Genomic DNA, 17,614 nt, shown 5'->3' with positions numbered 1-17,614 from the left:
CCACGGACAGAAAGAAAGGGAATTATCATGAAAATATTGAGAGTAGAAAGTACATTAGCGGCTTTAGTGCTCGGCGGCGCAGTGCTGGCAGGCTGCTCCAGTAATAGCGGGGCGGCTCAGGATATGGTCGTTCCGGTTAAAATCAGCCAAGCACAGCAGGGAATTATCGGACAGGGGAATATTTATACAGGAACGGTTACACCATCGGAGACGGTGAACATCGTGCCTAAAGTGGGCGGTAAAGTGGTTGAACTGCCTGTGGATATTGGCTCCGAGGTTAAAAAGGGTCAAGTACTGTTCAAGCTTGATGATAAGGACATGCGGAATAATGTTGCGAAAGCCCGCGCCGCAGCAGCTGCGGCAGCAGCCGGAGTAAGCACCGCTCAAGCATCCCACGAATCTACGATGGTTCAGGCAAACTCGGGCTTAGTGCAGTCCAAGAGTGGCGTGATTCAATCCCAAAGTGCAATCAATCAGGCACAGGGAGCTATTAATCAAGCCACTACAGCCGTAGAACAAGCAACACATGGTGTCTCCTCGGCAGCCAATACGGTGAAACAAACGCAGCAAGCTTTGGCAGATGCACAGAAGAATGTAACACGTACACAAAGTCTATTTGATGCAGGTGCGAGCACCCAAGCTCAATTAGAACAAGCCAAAACAGCAGTCGTGAATGCGGAAGCGGCTTACAATAATGCACAAAATGCGCAGGCTAACGCGCAAGATCAGCTGGTAGCTGCGCAGAAGGCTCTAACTACAGCTCGCAACAGCTATGATTCAGCAAAAAATAGCTACAGTAATGCAAATAGCGGTTACAGTAATGCGCAAAATCAGCTCAAAGTATCTCAAAATACTGCGGTTATCGAGTCCAGCCAACAATCTCTTAAGCAGGCTCAGCTGAATGTGAACATTGCTCAGGATGCATTGGATGACACCGTTGTTACATCACCGATCAATGGTATTGTGGGCACGAAAAATGCAGAAGTGGGCGAAATGGTATCCGCTCAGTCTCCTGCGCTGGTCATCGCTAATCTGAGTACGGTCAATACATTGATCTATGTTCCAGCGGAGCAGATCAACAATGTAAAAGCAGGTGACAAGGTACAGGTTCGTGTTGCAGCTTCCAACATTGTAACAACAGGTACAGTTAAAAATGTAAGCCCGTTGGATGCAAGTGGAAAAGGCTATCCTGTAAAAATCTCAGTAGCGAATCCAGACACGAAACTGAAATCCGGCATGTTGGCTGATATCAGCTTTGTCGCTGCCAATGCACAAGAAGGAATTGTGGTTCCTACTGCGGCAGTTCAAAAGGATCAAGGTAAAGAATATGTATATGTTGTAAACGGAGACCATGCGAAACGTAAGGAAGTGAAGACTGTTCAGACGGCAGGTTCACAAACACTCGTTACCAGTGGCTTGAGCAATGAGGAGAATGTGATCGTGAATAATCTGGCATTGCTGTCCGATAACTCACCGATTACAATTAGCCAATAATTAGGCTCTAAACTTACGTACTATATAATAGTAGAAGTTTATTATGAATATGCAAAGACAGCCTGCTTAGCGGGCTGTCTTGTTTTTATTTCATTCAGCAAATTTTACATAGGATTAATGTCGATATGGGACTATTTTTGACGAACATTGGTAGAATAGGATAGACTAAATTGGAAATAGATAGTTTACGAGATCTCAGACAAGCGATCGGAGGAATTGTAAGATGGAAGTGAAATTGGTAGTGGATTATGAAGCTTATGAGAATGGCCAAACGATGGCTAAATCTATTGAGGAACTGGCAGCCAAGCCGGAGAGCGCGCAAGTTACAGATCTCATCATTGGAGATTGGGGCGGCGCCTATGAAAGTTCACCAGAGGATTTTATCCCAGTGTTAGTGAAACTCAAAGATCAATTCCCTAAGATACGCAAACTGTTTATTGGTGATATGGAATACGATGAGTGTGAGGTTTCCTGGATTAACCAGACGAATCTGTCCCCATTGTTAGAAGCGTTTCCAGCATTGGAGTCCTTTCATATCAAAGGTAGCCAGGACCTGAGCTTGGAGCCGCTTCGTCATAACCATCTTCAAGAATTGGTTATTATCTGTGGTGGTCTGCCTGTGAGCGTTCTTGAGCAAATACGTAATGCTGAACTGCCTGAACTGCGCAAGTTGGAACTGTATTTGGGTGTCGAGAACTATGGCTTTGACGGTAGCCTGAAAGATGTTTTGCCGTTTTTAGACAGCAATCCTTTTCCCAAACTTACATACTTGGGACTCAAAGATAGTGAAATACAGGATGAAATTGCAATTGCAGCAGCTAATGCCCCTGTGATTGGACAATTGGAAGTGCTGGATCTCTCACAAGGTACGTTGTCTGATAAAGGTGCAGAAGCACTACTGGCTAGTGAAAGTATAAAAGGGCTGAAGCATCTGGATTTGAGCTATCATTATATGTCTAGTGAAATGATGCAACGTTGGAAAAGCTCAGGTCTATCTGTGAACGTGGAAGATCAACAAGAAGCGGATGAGGAAGATGATTGGCGCTATCCATCACTGACTGAGTAATTTGTACAAATGGATTTCTAAAACGGACTGTTTTCAAAATTAAATTGATCTAAAGTGAGGCGGCTCTATGGTTAGGATGTCAGACTGTAATGTCAGCGAGCCGTTTATCTTGTTCGGTAATCCGGGAAATCGTCGAACTACTGGGCTGCAGGAGGCGAGAAGCAGATTAATGCTTCCGCCCGCTCTGGAGGTTTCCTATAAGAATGTGCTGGAAGCTATTCGGCAGAAACAAGGTCTGAGCGAGCTGATGTTGCGAATAGCTGCACGAGCTACGCAAGATAGCGTGAATGGCAGTTCCTTTGTGCAAGAGAGCATTGATCAGTTACTGGCGGGGCAGATGGACAGTGGCCCGCTGCTTCGCCTGGATGCACCGGGCGAAAGCTTTGAGGTAGAGCGTGAGTTGATTGCTTTGGGCGCTCCGGATGCTGAGGGAGACGATTCTCTGTTGCCATGTCCGGAATGGACACAAGGCACAGGTATATCGGCGGCAGAAGCGCGATGTCTGCAGGAGCAGCACGGTCGTATTTGGCACCCGGCACAATGGTTCCGGGGCTATTGCCGTCTGCTGGCCTGGCTACGGGATGAAGTGGCTCTGCTCTGGCCCTCGTCACACTGGATGAACGACCCGGCGGAAGTTGCCGTGATGTTCGACAAACGGCGTTGTAGCGCCGATTTAGGCAAGGCAGATATAAGGGTTCCACCAGTGCTTGCATCTTCAGGTGGTGCATTTCGTGATGTTGTCGATCTGCACACGGCAATGAAGGAGAGCGGGTTTCACCGCGTATTTGTGAAAATATTTTGTGGGTCCGGTGCTTCTGGTGTCATGGCCTATCAGGTACATCCCCACACACACGCGGAACTGGCAGTGACCACGATTGGAACGGAAATCATACAAGGACAGCGCGTGTATTATAATGCCGGACGATTGCGTCGTTATACGGATAAGCAGGACATTCATGCTATCCTTAACTGGCTATGCCTGGAAGGGGTACATGTGGAGCGCTGGATTCCCAAAGCGACCTTGAATGGGCGTGTTTATGATGTGCGCCAACTCGTGTGCGGATCAGAAGCTTGCCATGCGGTTTTACGTTTGAGCCACAGCCCTATTACGAATTTGCATTTGCGTAATGAGCGGCTCTCGCTGAAGGAAGCCGGATTACCACAGAATACGGTGGAATCGGTCCAGCTTACGGCGAAAGCCGCTATGAGTGTTTTTCCAGCCTCCATGGTTGCTGGACTGGATGTGCTGGTTCCGGCTCATGGTGGTCATCCCTATGTGTTGGATGTTAATCCGTTCGGTGATTTGCTGTACCGGGTTGAGCATCAGGGTTGGAATCCGTATGAATGGGAAATGCAGCACCTCGCTAATAGGAGCGTGGGTACGGAAAGGAAAAACAGATATGACTGATATGAATCAAATTGTCGGCTCTCATGATATTGTCATGATTACGCTTGATACTCTGCGTTATGACGTAGCAAAGCTGGAAGAAGAGAACTGTCCGAATTTGTGCGGCTCCGGGTCGTGGGAAAAACGCCATACACCGGGTAGCTTTACCTATGCTGCACATCATGCTTTTTTTGGCGGATTTTTGCCGACTCCAGCGAATACAGATAAGACTTCACATATTCGTCTGTTCCACACCAAGGATACGGGATTGCGTACGCATTCACATACGTGGCTGTTCGATGCCCCGGATATTGTGTCCGGGCTAGAGGGTGAAGGTTATCGGACCATCTGTATCGGCGGCGTTATTTTTTTCACAAAGAAAAATAAGCTTGCCAAGGTGCTGCCTGGATATTTCCAAGAAAGCTACTGGCGTATGAACTTTGGTGTTACCAACCCCCGTTCGACGGAGAATCAGGTGAATCATGCTCTGAAACTGTTGGAAAATGCAGACCCGTCACAGCGCTTGTTTTTATTTCTGAATGTATCAGCGATCCATGGGCCTAATCATTATTTTGTGAAGGGCGCAGCCAAAGATTCAGTGGAGTCTCAACGGGCAGCCTTGCGGTATGTGGATGGTGAACTTGGACGTTTGTTTGATGCTTTGCGAAATCGGGGCAAGACGTTTTGCATGGTTTTTTCCGATCATGGTACAGCTTATGGGGAAGACGGCTATGAAGGACATCGTCTGGCGCATGAGGTAGTCTGGAATGTGCCTTACCGCGAATTTATTTTATAGAGCAAATAGAAGTATAGATTGCACTGGTAAAATATCAAGAAATCAATCCAGCGTGAGGAAGGAGCAGAAATGAAAGCCATAAATCTGAATCACTCGCATCCAGCGGATGCGCCAGCCCTGGAGATAGACACAAACTTAGCACCGTCTAGGTTTCAGTGGCCTGAAACTCCTGCTGAATGGGCAAGCACAATCCGTGAAGCTCCTTACCGCTCCTATCTGTACTCTTACCCGCATAAAACGGCCTATCGTCCGTTTGATACACCACTCTCATTACAGGAGTTGTGGGAGAAGGAGGAGTTAGAAAGCTATTTTTTGTATATGCATATTCCATTTTGCGCGGCTCGCTGTGGGTTTTGTAACCTGTTCACTTTGCCGGACAAGCGTCTGGATGTACATAAGGAGTATGTGGATGCACTAGAAAGACAAGCCAAGCAATGGACACCCATTATGGGGCGTCGACCTTTTTCACGTTTTGCGATCGGCGGCGGTACACCGACCTTACTGGAGGCTCCTTTGGTGGAGCGCTTGTTTGACATTGCGGAAAATATTATGGGACTGGACCCTAAGCGAGCTTCTATTTCGGTGGAGACCTCTCCCGATACTGTGACTGAAGACAGGTTGGAGGTGCTCAAGCGCCGCGGGACAGATCGTGTCAGTATGGGAATTCAGAGCTTTGTGGAATCAGAAAGTGCCGCCATATACCGACCTCAGAAGCCCAAACTTGTTAGAGAAGCACTTGAGCGGCTGGTGGAATACAACTTTCCTTTGCTGAACGTAGATCTGATCTATGGCTTGCCTGGTCAAACGGTGGAAACCTGGCTGTATTCTTTAGAGGAAGCCCTGTCTTACTCGCCAGGAGAAATATTTCTTTATCCGTTATATATTCGAGAAAATACGATTTTAAAGCCAGGCTATACCGGGCTGGATCATGATATTCGCCTTAGCTTGTATGAAGTGGCGCGCGAACGGCTCAAACAAGCAGGATATGTACAATACTCCATGCGCCGTTTTGCAAAAAATGATGGTATATCCAGCAAAGAGCTTTTGCCCTACAGTTGCCAGGAGGAAGGTATGGCTGGTCTGGGGTGTGGTGCACGCTCCTATACACGCAATGTCCACTATGCCAGCCGTTATGGGGTTAGTGCAGCAGCTACCCGTAGCATTATCGCAGATTATGTTGCTGCGGAACGTCATGATCTGGCTGACTACGGCTTTATTTTAAATGTGGATGAGAGTAAGCGACGCTTTATCTTAAAGGCGCTTCTTCATCGGGAAGGTTTGGAGCTATCAGCCTATGCAGAGCGCTTCGGTGTATCCCTGTCGGACGATTTTACAGGAATGTCGTTGCTGCTGGAATCCGGTATGGCTGTCGTCGAGGAGGGCACGCTGCGACTTACAGAGGAAGGAATGGCCTATTCCGATGCGATTGGGGACTGGATGATCTCCACGTCAGTACGTGAGCGTATGGAAGGATATGTAGGCGCATGAGAGCGACCTTATATTATCGTGGTTCGTTGACCTCGTGTAACTATGCTTGCCCTTATTGCCCGTTCAGTAAAAACGTTGATAGTCGGGAAACGTTGAACAAGGATCGGGTCCAGTTGGAACGTTTTGCTGATTGGGTACGGGAACAGGGCGTTTTGGGGCATCGTCTCTCTATTTTTTTTAATCCGTATGGAGAAGCCTTGATTCATTCCTGGTATCGCAAGACCATGATTGAGTTTTCCCACATGGCGCATGTGGAAAAAGTGGCGGTACAGACGAATCTCTCGACGAAGCTGGATTGGACGAAAGAACTGAACGCGGAGACTGCTGCGCTGTGGGCTACATATCACCCTGGAGAGACGAAAGAGCAAGTTTTTATATCGCAGGCTATGAAGCTATATGAACTTGGTATTTCCTATAGTGTCGGTACCGTCGGGTTAAGACAAGCCTTCCCAGCTATTCGTTCCTTAAGATCGCAACTTCCAAGGGATGTTTATTTGTGGGTCAACGCCTACAAGGATCGACCCCATTATTATACAGATGCTGAAGTCACTGAATTAACTGCGATCGACCCCTATTTTCAATGGAATTTAAAGGATTATAGCAGTCAGGGACGGGCATGTCGCGCCGGTGAAGATGTATTTTATGTCCAGGGTGACGGAAGAGTAAAACACTGCTATCAGGATCGACGGGTGCTTGGACACTTATATAGGGATGGTCTTGAGGGTCTGAGTGGCAAACGTCCGTGCCGGATGAGAGAATGCGGCTGCTATATCGGCTATATTCATATGGAAGAGCAGCCGTTTCGGGAAATGTACGGTAGTAGCTTACTCGAAAGAGTGCCGCAAGTACAGCTATCTCCGGTTCCATCATTTAGCAGACAGGCTATTCATAGAGATAATGAATCCATATAGCAAGGGTTGTCCACATCTAAATGTAATACTACAGCACCTTGATCTATTAGAGAAACGATCAACAAAAAACCGACCCTTGCCATCAAGCAAAGGTCGGTTCATTTGTTTTATAATAACTCTATACGACTGTTCTATGCGAAATAATCAAGTTTGGACAATAGCAGTAATTTCTTCATCCAGATCCAATCTGATTTGTTCGCGATAGGCACGAATATTGTATTCGGAATATAGGTATCTCAGAATGGCTTCTATCATATTGGCTTCCACCAGATATTGACTGCGGCCCTGTACATGGACTTCTGCTGAATAACCTGTATCCTCTTCCCAGCTTAGTTCTACTGTCACATCCGTGGGCTGGACACCTTTACGTTCAGCCATATGCAAGCAAATAGCGTTGACAATCTCATCCATACTCAAAATCATAGCTTAGTAACGTCCTCCGCGGGAATCATCTGGTCTGCGACGATTTTTAATAGCACGGTAGATACCTACTCCGACCATGATCAGGACGTAAATGGCCAGAACGTTAACGGCAAGGCCAAGCAAGCTGCCCAATGCGCCCATGTTGCCGAACAATCCGCCGAAGAGCATACCTGCCAAACCGCCCAGCATCATACCTTTCAGAAATCCGCCGCCACCGCCAAGGAATCCACCGGTTCTGCTTGTATTACCAGCAGTTGCCCCTGACTTGGTTCCGCTATCTGACTTATTAATGCCATTGCTGTCATTCGCCTTGCTTGGTGTAGATTGGTATGATTTAGGTCCGGATTTAAACCCGCCGCCTCGCCTTGCATCAGCTGTAGATGGTGCGATCATAGCAATGAGTAGGGTAAAAGCCATCATCAGCATCATCATATTTTTCAAAGTGAATGTTTTTTTCATGTAAATATAATCCCCCTTAGTAAATTTGTTTATAGGTCAAACAACCGCTTACCAGTAATACGAATGGCATGGAAAAGGGTTTCAAAGAATTTTAATTTTTAAAAAATTAAATAATAACGTCCCATAAATCCTATGCATGGATTGGCTAAAACATTCAGCTTTGCGGCTTAAGTGAAAACGGATTAGTGTCAGCACTGACATCACCGGCAAGCAGCATACGCAGAACCATTTGGCACCATTCCAGACCTGCTTTAGCATTCAAAAGTCCTTTTTGTACTAAAATATAGTCACCAAAGTTCTTACTGCCAAAATGTAAATTCTCTGCAGGAATATCGTTCAGGATATCCTCAAGATGCTGGATTTTCTGAATAAAATGACGTTTGCGTTCCTCCAGCATACGATTGGCACTACTTTTGTCCGTTAACCAAAGACAGAACAGTCGAAGACTTAATTCATCCCGTGTAACCGGAGCAGCTAACGCTTCCTGGGACCATTGCTGAAGCATATGGATTCCCTTGTCGGTAATGGTATACATTTTCTTATCAGGCTTGTCGGACTGCTGAATCCAACGGGAGGCTAGCAGTTCCTTGCTCTCCATACGGGCCAGTAGCGGATAGATCTGACTGTGCTTGGCCTGCCAAAAAGGCTGGATACGCAACATCAGATCATAGCCGGAGGATTCCTCTCTTGCGAGAAGCCCCAACAGACCATACGATAGTAAATTCATAGATCTTATCTCCTTCATCCATCATAGTAACGGTTGTAACAGCACTGCGGCAGCTATTCTGCAGCTTCATGAAAAGTGTACACTGAAACTGTATGGTTTGACAACTTTCAGTCAGGTCGTTCACAGGTTAGCCAAAATTGACTCTTGTCATTCTCCACGTATATGTGCTTTTTTTCATAAAAAAGGGTAGTTTAAGCTCGTATGTACGAGCTTAAACTACCCTGGTAACCTTCTGCCGAAGCGTATCCTATTTACTGTTCATTTCCATCAACGAGAAGTGTTAACGCTCCTGTATCTGGATGAATAACCATGCCGTGAACGGGGGCATTAGGAGGGAGAAGCGGGTGATTTTTAATAAGCTTCACGGTAGTTCTTACCCCTTCTTCAATGTTGTCAAAACCTTTTAACCATTTATTTAGCTTAATTCCTGAATTTTCTAATGTATTCAGCACTTCCTGAGAAATTCCGCGATCGAGCATTTCATTGACCATGTGGTCTGCATTTAATGCAGCCATGCCGCACTCATAATGACCTACAACGACGACTTCGTCTGCTCCCAGCTCATACAGGGCGACTAGCACACTGCGCATTACACTTCCAAAGGGCTGTGAAATAATAGCACCCGCATTTTTGATGATTTTCACATCACCGTTGCGCAGGTTCATGGCTTTCGGGAGTAACTCCGTTAGCCGTGTATCCATACAAGTGATAATGACCATTTTTTTATTGGGGAACTTGCCCGTTCTATAGGCCTCGTATTCTTTGTTTTCTACGAAAACACGATTGTACTCTAAAATTTCTTTGATGTGATTCACGATTGTTCCCTCCAGATTCTATTTAAGTTTGATATGTACAGCCCAACGTTTATTTTAGGTCTTAGGAGCTGGTCGTACATGTTGTGTGTTGATTATACTTTTTAATATAAGTATCATCAAGTATAGGTATTGTAAAGTTTTATCCATTTTAAGTTAAAGAGGTGACCTCAAGTATGGCGCAACAGACGTTGGATCAATTGACGGCTTTAAAGGAGCTTTCACACAAAATCAGTAGTTATGGCGAAGCAGTAGGTCTGCTGCACTGGGATTTACGAACTGGTGCTCCGCGCAAGGGTGTTGACATTCGGTCGGAGACGTTGGGTATGCTGTCCACTGAAATGTTCAAGCTGATGATCTCGGATGAAATGGGACAATTGCTGCAATTTTTTGCCACAGTAGATAAGCTGGAGCAACTGGAAGACAATGATCGCAGATTGGTGGAGGAATGCCGTAAAAATTATGACCTGAATCGTTCGGTTCCGGCAGACCGATACCGGGATTATAGCATTCTCGCAGCGCAGGCAGAGAGCAAGTGGGAGGACGCAAAGGAACATAGCGATTTTGTCGGATTTGAACCCTACTTGTCTAAAATCGTAGACATGAAGCGTGAATTTATCGGCTACTGGGGGATTAAGGATACAGAGTATGACACGCTTTTGGATCAATATGAGCCGGGGATGACGGTTGAAAAACTGGATGCTGTGTTTGATCGTCTCAAAAAGCGCCTTGTGCCACTATTGTCTAAAATTCAGGCTTCACCGAACCAGCCGGATAAGAGCTTTTTAGATGGTGTGTTTGATGTGAAGCAGCAGGAGAAGTTCAGCCTGTTCATATTAGGTCAGATGGGGTATGACTTTGACGCAGGTCGCTTGGATGAGAGCGTACATCCTTTCGCAACAGGATTAAATCCAGGTGATGTGCGTATAACAACACATTATCTGCAAGATGATGTAACTAGTGCTATTTTCAGCTCGTTGCATGAAGGAGGTCATGCGCTGTACGAACAAAATATTGCTCCTGAGCTAGCAGGATCACTACTGTCGGGAGGAACCTCTATGGGGATTCATGAATCCCAGTCCCGCTTGTGGGAAAATAAAATCGGACGCAGTCGTGCTTTCTGGGATCGGTATTACGATGATTTGCAAAAGCATTTTCCTGATCGCTTGGCAAAGGTTACGGCAGATCAATTCTATCGGGCAGTCAACCGTGTGGAAAATTCACTGATTCGTATTGAAGCGGATGAGCTAACATATAATTTACATATCATTATCCGTTATGAAATTGAAAAAATGTTGTTTAATGAAAAGCTGGATGTGAAGCGTCTCCCTGAGGTGTGGAATGCGAAATATAAGGAATACCTAGGGTTACTTCCACCGAATGATGGACTGGGCGTACTTCAAGACGTTCACTGGTCCGGTGGTGATTTTGGCTATTTTGCTTCCTACTCGCTTGGCAATATGTATGCAGCACAAATTTTGGCGACATTACGCAAAGAGTTACCAAATCTAGATGAATTAATCTCTGCTGGAGAACTTGAGCCGATCAAGCAATGGCTGACCGAACGTATTTACCGTTACGGCAAGAGCCGGACGCCTTCCGAGTTGATTGTAGCCATTACAGGTGAAGATCTGAACCCGGATTATCTCGCCGACTACCTGGAAGAGAAATATACCTCCATATACAAGCTGTAAATCATATGCCATCTTCCCCACGTTCCCGGGCGAACGTGGTTTTTTTTTGTGCAATTAACCAATATATCGACAACCGCATAACAATATATGAAGTCAACGGATGTAAAAAGGTGGGGAGGGAATAAGGATGAAAAACGGCGCTCGTTTCAAAGCTGTGGTGGCTGCGGCACTACTCGGATTACTGTTGCTCAGTGGGTGCACCCCCAAAGGGGGGGAGCAGACAATTGAGATCAGACTAGGCGAGGTAGCCCGTACGGTCTTTTATGCGCCGCAGTATGTAGCCTTGAGCCAGGGAATGTTTGCTCAGGAGGGACTGGATGTCCAATTGGCAACGATTCCCGGGGGGGACAAGGCGATGACGGCGTTGTTGTCCAACCAGGCGGATATCGCGCTCATCGGCGCGGAAACATCTATTTATGTGTATCAGCAAGGAGCAGAGGACCCTATCATTAATTTTGCCCAACTGACACAGAAGGATGGAACCTTTTTGTTTGCCCGTCAAACGCAAGATAACTTTGCATGGGAAAAGCTGAAAGAACAAAATTTTTTGGGGCAACGCAAGGGCGGAATGCCGCAAATGTCACTTGAATTTACGCTTCGCAAACACGGCATTGATCCTCATAAGGATCTGAAGCTGATTCAAAATATTGATTTTGCTAATGTTGCCTCTGCTTTCGGCTCGGGTACAGGGGATTATGTACAGCTATTTGAGCCACAGGCATCTATTTTTGAAAAGGCAGGTCGTGGGCGGGTAGTTGCCTCTATCGGTGTGGAGAGCGGCGAATTGCCGTATACGGTATATATGGCTAAGCAAAGCTACCTGAAGGCAAATAGCGAGGCTGCACAGAAATTTACAAATGCTGTATATCGGGCACAACAGTGGATTGCTACGCATTCACCTGAACAGATTGCCGAAGCAATCACGCCCTATTTTAAAGATACAGATTTAGCTATTTTGACGAGTAGTATCAAGCGATATAAGGAACAGAGCACCTATGCTTTGAACCCGATGATTGAGGAAAAGGAATGGAAGAACTTACAGGATGTCATGACCTCGGCAGGGGAGCTTAAAAGTCCAGTTGCACTGGATAAGCTAGTGAACCCAAGTTTTGCACAACAAGCGATTTCGTCAAATTCTACCGGAAATACTGAACCGCCTGTGAAAAAGAGCACAACTGAATCTACGGATGCAGGTGTCGATGCTGGAGGTTCGTCATGATGGAGGAACGGAGTGATCTAACTTCGGACGCGACAAGACCGATGGTGAGACTGGAGCAAGTGACGCATGTCTATGTAACGGATCGTGAAGCTTCGCTGGCGGTTGAGAATATTGATTTTTCCGTAGAGACAGGGGAGTTTGTCAGCTTGGTCGGCCCAAGCGGCTGCGGCAAAACGACGATCCTGTCCATGATCGCAGGGCTACTGCGTCCAGCGGCAGGCCTAGTCATGTTGCAAGGTCAGCCGGTAAGTGGGCCGAGTCCAGAAGTTGGTTACATGCTGCAGCAGGATTATCTGTTCCCGTGGCGGACGATCATGGAGAACGCATTGTTGGGTCTGGAACTAGCCAACAGAGTAGATGAAGCTGCACGTGAGCAGACAAGGCTGTTACTGGAAGGCATGGGTCTGGGAGGGAAGGAGCATCTGCATCCATCCCAGTTGTCTGGGGGAATGCGCCAGCGCGTGGCGCTGGTACGGACGCTGGCGACCAATCCGGGATTGCTGCTGCTGGATGAGCCGTTCTCCGCGCTGGATTATCAAACCAAGCTACAGCTGGAAGATCTGATTGCGGAAACCTTGCGCGAGCGGAGGAAGACGGCTATTTTAGTCACACATGATTTGGCCGAAGCCATTGCGGTCAGTGACCGGATTATAGTGATGGGTCGAAATCCTGGTCATGTCCGACGTACCTTCGAAATTCCGGGTTGCATCCGAGAAGCTCAGCCTTTTTATGCACGCGAGCAGCCGGGTTTTAATGAGCTTTTTCATGAAATATGGGGTGAACTGGAGGCTTCGGGAGCAAAGGAGTGAGTTAACGTATGAAGGACGAAGCGGATCAGCTTGAGCAACGTTGGATTCAAGGACTACATCAGGCGTATTTACGCAGCAGGCGTTCGCAACGATGGTTAGTGACAGGGGTACAGACAGCTATTTTACTGCTTTTGTTTGTATTATGGGAAATTGCAGGTCGATTGAAGTGGATTGATGTACTGCTGTTCAGCTATCCGAGCAAAATTTTCACCCAGATCGGTAAGGATGCGGTCAGTGGTGAATTATGGGGACATGTAGGTGTCACCGTGGGAGAGACGATGGCGGGGTTTTTACTGGGTACACTGTTTGGTACGTTGCTGGCTGTACTTATTTGGTGGTCACCGTTTTTGTCGAGGGTGCTTGACCCCTATATGGTCGTGTTCAACAGTATGCCTAAGGTGGCGCTAGGTCCAATTTTTATCGTTATGTTTGGGGCGGGATTTACTGCTATTCTAATGACAACCCTCTCCATTACGGTCATCATTACGACACTAGTCGTATACAACAGCTTTCAGGAAGTCGATTCGAATCTAATCAAAGTGGTTCGCACGTTTGGCGGATCACGCCGTGATACGTTTCAAAAGGTGATTTTGCCTGCATCCTTTCCTGCAATTGTCTCTACACTGAAAGTGAATGTGGGTATGGCATGGGTTGGCGTGATTGTTGGTGAATTTCTGGTGGCTAAAAACGGCTTAGGCTATTTGATTATCTATGGTTTTCAGGTATTCAATTTCACGCTGGTTATGTCCAGTTTGTTGATCATTGCTGTCGTAGCTACTCTGATGTATCAGGCGGTCGTGTATGTGGAGCATCGCCTGCTTTCGGGTCGTCCTCATCGGTAATAATAAAAGTTCTGAACATTTGTGTAAAACGTGAAAATAAAGTACCATGAAAAATGAAAATACTTAAAATTTATGAAAATGCTAAAACAGATTTCATCCAGAGAGGACAGAATTTTTTCATGGGCTTTCGTACGATTAAAACGGCTATTGCCGCATTAATGGCCGTACTTATTGCGGAGGGTTTTGGCATTCATGGTGCTACCTCAGCAGGGCTTTTAGCGATTTTGGGGGTGGATGTCACACGCAAGAGAAGTCTCCGTACTATTTCGGCGAGATTTTTTGCATCCGTCGTGGGGCTTCTTTTTGCTTGTGTTTTGTTTGTAGTATTCGGATTCCATGATTGGGTACTGGCATTATATATTTTAACGGCGTTTCCAGTCATTGTACGGGTGGGCTTTAAAGAAGGGATTGTCACCGGTTCGGTCGTGGTTTTTCGCGTATTCAGCGGCGGCGTGATTGATATGGAGGTACTGCTGACCCAGCTAGGTCTGCTAGTGATTGGACTGGGTTCCGCAATGATTGTCAATTTAGCCTATATGCCGGGTTCTGATAATACCATGCAACAAATTCGGCAGGAGGTAGATCGGACATTTTCTGTTATATTCAGAAATATGGCCAATACGCTGCGTAGTCCAGCATACATATGGGATGGCAAGGAAGTTATTGAAGCGAACAGCGTGATAGCCAAAGGGGTCACTGAGGCGGGACGTTCCTTGGAAAATCAGATGCTTCGTCCCCAAGAGGGCTGGAATGTGTATTTTTATATGCGAAAAGAACAGCTGGATTCGATCCAAAACATGATGCAGTTGATCGCACAAATGTATCAGCATATGCCGCAGGCCAAGCTTCTGGCTGAGCTGTTCGACCAGCTTAGCAATGATGTTTTGGCTGGACATTATACGGGACAGACCGAGAAGCTGCTGGAGCAGGTTCGTGAAGAATTTAAAGCCATGGAGCTTCCCGCAACCCGGGAGGAATTTGAGATTCGTTCGGCATTATTACAGCTTACACATGAGCTTCATCAGTATTTGAAAATTGCGAAAAAGGACAAGGCCCCTACTCCAGTAAGAAATTAGAGTAAAGGCCTTGAACGGCTACTATCCATGACGGACAGTAGCCTTTTCTTGTTCAGTGTCAGTAGAAGCTGGATGGTTTAAAGTCCGTTTGTGCCGAATTCGGTCTGTGATCCATAAGACAGCGGTGATCAGGCAAGGGTACAGCATAGCCCATCCGACAAAGGGGAAAACGATCGCCGTAGAGATGAACGATATCCAACTAATGGCAACGCCCCAGCGACTACCACGTAGAAGCTTAATTCCTGCTGCGCAACCGCCGAGATAGGTCAGAATAAAGGTGGCGTTCGGGAACTGGATCAGGTTAGTGAGTGAAACAGTACCACTACCGTACAACACCATAATGATCACGAAGCAGACGCTAAGAAAAGCAATGCCTCCGATAGGGGTGTGGAATCGTTGGGATAACATGCCCATCCAGCGAAAGGCCTGTCCTTGCCGGGATAAAGCATAAGCGACACGTGAAGCGGCACCCACATAAGCAATAATAGTAGCGGTACAAATAAAGATACCCGTCAAGCCTGCAATTATCGCGCCCCATGGCCCAATAGCCCGACTAATCACCCATACGAGCGAAGCATCCGAACCCCCTGCAAGGTAACTTTGTGTGCCCACAGTAGCCAGCGCTGTTAAGAAATAAAGCAAACCAACAATGACGGCTGCAATGGTCACACCTCTAACGGCCGCCCGCCGGGGATTAGTGAATTCCTCTGACATATGGGACACGGCCTCCCAACCGATAAAGCACCAAAACAGAATCGCGGCCGCTTGACCGACGGAGAGCCAGCCATGTGGAGCAAACGGGGTGAAGTGGATTGTTTCCATCTGAGGAAGTGCTGCGGCAATGGCGAATATAAGGACAGCAACGATAGCTATGACGACTGCGATCTGAATACGTCCCGCGACCTTCATGCCGATCCAATTGATGATCAGGCCCACCGCCAGCATAGCAGCGGCTAACATCATGCGGCTTTCCTCTCCCCAGCCCATGGCTGCGGTCATATAGCCGGCTCCGGTGAGTGCGGCAACAGGAGCCCCAATCGGAACTGACATGAGAAAAAACCACCCGATATAAGCACCGGCACTTGGTGAAAAGGCCAACGTGACAAAATGCGATACTCCACCCGCATTCGGGAATTTGGCGGATAGAAGACCCATAGAAAGTGCCATTGGCAAGATGAGCAGGGTCATAAAACCCCATGCCAGCAGCGATGCCGGTCCCGCCATTTGGGCGGCAAGACCAGGCACAATCAATATTCCCGAACCCAGTACAGCTCCGATATAGAGTGCAATGGCCTGTGGAAGACCAATGGTGGATTGAAGTTTACTTTCACTTGTCATGCAGAAAAGCCTTCTTTCTATTGTTATTTTCTCCAGCTTATCAGATAATCAATCTATCGGAAAAACGGAATATAACGATTGCTTGCATCGAAAAAAACGATTGAAGGAGCGGATTATGGAATCGCGGCATTTGTTTACCTTTTTAAATGTAGTTGAGGCAGGCAGTTTTACGCGAGCAGCGCGTATACTGGATTATGCACAGTCGAGTATCACTGCTCAAATTCAAACGCTGGAGACTGAGTTGGGTACGCCGCTTTTTGATCGCATTGGCAAGAAAATCATGCTGACGGATGCCGGGCGACGTCTGCTGCCCTATGCGCAGGAAATTTCCAAGATGCATGCTATGGCTAAGGATGCGCTTCGTTCAGAAACGGAATTGGCAGGCACGCTGAAAATAGGAGCACCAGAGTCTCTGGCCGCTTTTCGTCTACCGAGTTTGATCCGTGAGTACAGGGAGCGGTATCCGAAGGTTAAAATTGTCCTCAAACCCGGCGAATGCTGGGAATTACGCGATTTGATCCGTTCCGGTGAGCTGGATTTGGCTTTTTTGCTTCAGCCCGAGACAGAGGATAGAGAACTGAATGTCACCACGCTTATTCACGAGCCGATGGCCTTGGTTGCGCCACTCGAGCATTCGCTGGTTACCTATACCCAGGTAGAGCCTGCCGACTTGAAGGATGAAACCATTTTGCATACAGAGGCAGGATGTACGTACCGTATCCTTTTTGAGCAGTATCTGAATAAACACGGTATTTTTTCAGACCCTAGCCTGGAATTTTGGAGTATTGAAGCCATCAAGCAGTGTGTCATGGCTGGGCTGGGTATTGCGTTGCTCCCGCTAGTAACGGTACAAAATGAGCTGCGAGAAGGTAAAATGGCGCGTTTAGCCTGGGATGACAGTGAACAGCAGGTGGCTACTCAGGTCGCTTATCACACGAAAAAGTGGAAATCCCCGGCTCTTAGCGAATTTTTACAGATCGTTGAGCAGCATGTAACACATTGGCGTGCATGAGTTCAAGCCATCACGGCATATGCTTATACAAATAATATTTTTTCCTTTTCGCCTATTCACT

At 47.0% G+C, this 17,614-nt stretch carries 17 protein-coding genes; 12 read left to right on the top strand and 5 right to left on the bottom strand.

The genetic code is table 11. The features are described from left to right. Positions 1–27: 27 nt before the first annotated feature. The 6 genes from NSQ57_RS13940 to NSQ57_RS13915 all read left to right on the top strand — a co-directional run bounded on the left by NSQ57_RS13940 (position 28) and on the right by NSQ57_RS13915 (position 7,142). On the top strand, positions 28–1,494 hold the full coding sequence (locus NSQ57_RS13940) for an efflux RND transporter periplasmic adaptor subunit (RefSeq protein WP_039271208.1): 1,467 nt from the start codon (positions 28–30) through the stop codon (positions 1,492–1,494). A 223-nt stretch (positions 1,495–1,717) separates the two neighbouring features. Beyond that, positions 1,718–2,560 carry an STM4015 family protein gene (locus NSQ57_RS13935; RefSeq protein ID WP_039271210.1) on the top strand — a complete coding sequence of 281 codons (843 nt, stop codon included), beginning with the start codon at positions 1,718–1,720 and terminating at the stop codon, positions 2,558–2,560. Between the two features lie 67 nt (positions 2,561–2,627). Next, entirely contained in the window at positions 2,628–3,968 is a 1,341-nt protein-coding gene (locus NSQ57_RS13930; protein WP_342424949.1) for an STM4014 family protein, read from the top strand. Next, positions 3,961–4,743, top strand: a complete 783-nt coding sequence (locus NSQ57_RS13925) for an STM4013/SEN3800 family hydrolase (RefSeq protein ID WP_069010631.1) — start codon at positions 3,961–3,963, stop codon at positions 4,741–4,743. Before NSQ57_RS13930 ends, NSQ57_RS13925 begins: the two co-directional genes overlap by 8 nt. Positions 4,744–4,812: 69 nt before the next feature. Then, entirely contained in the window at positions 4,813–6,231 is a 1,419-nt protein-coding gene (locus tag NSQ57_RS13920; protein WP_342424948.1) for an STM4012 family radical SAM protein, read from the top strand. Beyond that, positions 6,228–7,142 (top strand): STM4011 family radical SAM protein, encoded by a 915-nt coding sequence (locus tag NSQ57_RS13915; protein WP_318627201.1) that lies wholly within the window; start codon positions 6,228–6,230, stop codon positions 7,140–7,142. The genes NSQ57_RS13920 and NSQ57_RS13915 overlap by 4 nt, the downstream gene beginning before the upstream one ends. Positions 7,143–7,286: 144 nt before the next feature. On the opposite strand, the gene NSQ57_RS13910 is transcribed toward NSQ57_RS13915, so the two are convergent. The 4 genes from NSQ57_RS13910 to NSQ57_RS13895 form a co-directional block, all read right to left on the bottom strand. Beyond that, entirely contained in the window at positions 7,287–7,565 is a 279-nt protein-coding gene (locus NSQ57_RS13910) for a YxcD family protein (protein ID WP_013310599.1), read from the bottom strand. Between the two features lie 3 nt (positions 7,566–7,568). Then, a complete protein-coding gene (locus NSQ57_RS13905; protein WP_039271220.1) occupies positions 7,569–8,024 on the bottom strand; it encodes a hypothetical protein in 456 nt (151 codons plus the stop codon). 154 nt (positions 8,025–8,178) lie between these two features. Then, positions 8,179–8,751 (bottom strand): PadR family transcriptional regulator, encoded by a 573-nt coding sequence (locus tag NSQ57_RS13900; RefSeq protein ID WP_013310597.1) that lies wholly within the window; start codon positions 8,749–8,751, stop codon positions 8,179–8,181. A gap of 251 nt (positions 8,752–9,002) precedes the next feature. Beyond that, positions 9,003–9,566 carry a carbonic anhydrase gene (locus NSQ57_RS13895; protein WP_029518130.1) on the bottom strand — a complete coding sequence of 188 codons (564 nt, stop codon included), beginning with the start codon at positions 9,564–9,566 and terminating at the stop codon, positions 9,003–9,005. Positions 9,567–9,739: 173 nt separating this feature from the next. On the opposite strand from NSQ57_RS13895, the gene NSQ57_RS13890 reads away from it, so the two are divergent. From NSQ57_RS13890 to NSQ57_RS13870, 5 genes are all read left to right on the top strand, one after another. Continuing rightward, positions 9,740–11,257: a carboxypeptidase M32 gene (locus tag NSQ57_RS13890; protein ID WP_029518129.1), complete on the top strand. Its 1,518-nt coding sequence runs from the start codon at positions 9,740–9,742 to the stop codon at positions 11,255–11,257. A gap of 127 nt (positions 11,258–11,384) precedes the next feature. Next, positions 11,385–12,476: an ABC transporter substrate-binding protein gene (locus tag NSQ57_RS13885; RefSeq protein WP_029518128.1), complete on the top strand. Its 1,092-nt coding sequence runs from the start codon at positions 11,385–11,387 to the stop codon at positions 12,474–12,476. Continuing rightward, complete coding sequence (locus NSQ57_RS13880; RefSeq protein WP_069010621.1) at positions 12,473–13,285, top strand: ABC transporter ATP-binding protein; 813 nt, start codon at positions 12,473–12,475, stop codon at positions 13,283–13,285. Before NSQ57_RS13885 ends, NSQ57_RS13880 begins: the two co-directional genes overlap by 4 nt. Positions 13,286–13,293: 8 nt before the next feature. Then, a complete protein-coding gene (locus NSQ57_RS13875) occupies positions 13,294–14,127 on the top strand; it encodes an ABC transporter permease subunit (protein ID WP_029518126.1) in 834 nt (277 codons plus the stop codon). 119 nt (positions 14,128–14,246) lie between these two features. After that, the gene (locus NSQ57_RS13870; protein WP_029518125.1) at positions 14,247–15,203 is read left to right on the top strand and encodes an aromatic acid exporter family protein; all 957 of its coding nucleotides are present in this window, start codon (positions 14,247–14,249) and stop codon (positions 15,201–15,203) included. Positions 15,204–15,224: 21 nt separating this feature from the next. Here the strand turns inward: NSQ57_RS13870 and NSQ57_RS13865 are convergent, their stop codons facing one another. Then, on the bottom strand, positions 15,225–16,541 hold the full coding sequence (locus tag NSQ57_RS13865; protein ID WP_342424947.1) for an amino acid permease: 1,317 nt from the start codon (positions 16,539–16,541) through the stop codon (positions 15,225–15,227). A gap of 115 nt (positions 16,542–16,656) precedes the next feature. Between NSQ57_RS13865 and NSQ57_RS13860 the strand changes: the two genes are divergently transcribed. After that, the gene (locus tag NSQ57_RS13860; protein ID WP_029518123.1) at positions 16,657–17,553 is read left to right on the top strand and encodes a LysR family transcriptional regulator; all 897 of its coding nucleotides are present in this window, start codon (positions 16,657–16,659) and stop codon (positions 17,551–17,553) included. Positions 17,554–17,614: the final 61 nt, after the last annotated feature.

Source organism: Paenibacillus sp. FSL L8-0502 (assembly GCF_038593055.1).
GTDB classification, from domain to species: Bacteria; Bacillota; Bacilli; order Paenibacillales; family Paenibacillaceae; genus Paenibacillus; species Paenibacillus polymyxa_D.
Note: the sequence above shows the minus strand (reverse complement) of the source record. Positions and strands in the feature narration are given on the sequence as shown.

Bases quoted from the DNA above. Each gene is read 5' to 3' on its own strand.
- NSQ57_RS13940 (WP_039271208.1), top strand. From the start codon at position 28: ATGAAAATATTGAGAGTAGAAAGTACATTAGCGGCTTTAGTGCTCGGC.
- NSQ57_RS13935 (WP_039271210.1), top strand. From the start codon at position 1,718: ATGGAAGTGAAATTGGTAGTGGATTATGAAGCTTATGAGAATGGCCAA.
- NSQ57_RS13930 (WP_342424949.1), top strand. From the start codon at position 2,628: ATGGTTAGGATGTCAGACTGTAATGTCAGCGAGCCGTTTATCTTGTTC.
- NSQ57_RS13925 (WP_069010631.1), top strand. From the start codon at position 3,961: ATGACTGATATGAATCAAATTGTCGGCTCTCATGATATTGTCATGATT.
- NSQ57_RS13920 (WP_342424948.1), top strand. From the start codon at position 4,813: ATGAAAGCCATAAATCTGAATCACTCGCATCCAGCGGATGCGCCAGCC.
- NSQ57_RS13915 (WP_318627201.1), top strand. From the start codon at position 6,228: ATGAGAGCGACCTTATATTATCGTGGTTCGTTGACCTCGTGTAACTAT.
- NSQ57_RS13910 (WP_013310599.1), bottom strand. From the start codon at position 7,565: ATGATTTTGAGTATGGATGAGATTGTCAACGCTATTTGCTTGCATATG.
- NSQ57_RS13905 (WP_039271220.1), bottom strand. From the start codon at position 8,024: ATGAAAAAAACATTCACTTTGAAAAATATGATGATGCTGATGATGGCT.
- NSQ57_RS13900 (WP_013310597.1), bottom strand. From the start codon at position 8,751: ATGAATTTACTATCGTATGGTCTGTTGGGGCTTCTCGCAAGAGAGGAA.
- NSQ57_RS13890 (WP_029518129.1), top strand. From the start codon at position 9,740: ATGGCGCAACAGACGTTGGATCAATTGACGGCTTTAAAGGAGCTTTCA.
- NSQ57_RS13885 (WP_029518128.1), top strand. From the start codon at position 11,385: ATGAAAAACGGCGCTCGTTTCAAAGCTGTGGTGGCTGCGGCACTACTC.
- NSQ57_RS13880 (WP_069010621.1), top strand. From the start codon at position 12,473: ATGATGGAGGAACGGAGTGATCTAACTTCGGACGCGACAAGACCGATG.
- NSQ57_RS13875 (WP_029518126.1), top strand. From the start codon at position 13,294: ATGAAGGACGAAGCGGATCAGCTTGAGCAACGTTGGATTCAAGGACTA.
- NSQ57_RS13870 (WP_029518125.1), top strand. From the start codon at position 14,247: ATGGGCTTTCGTACGATTAAAACGGCTATTGCCGCATTAATGGCCGTA.
- NSQ57_RS13865 (WP_342424947.1), bottom strand. From the start codon at position 16,541: ATGACAAGTGAAAGTAAACTTCAATCCACCATTGGTCTTCCACAGGCC.
- NSQ57_RS13860 (WP_029518123.1), top strand. From the start codon at position 16,657: ATGGAATCGCGGCATTTGTTTACCTTTTTAAATGTAGTTGAGGCAGGC.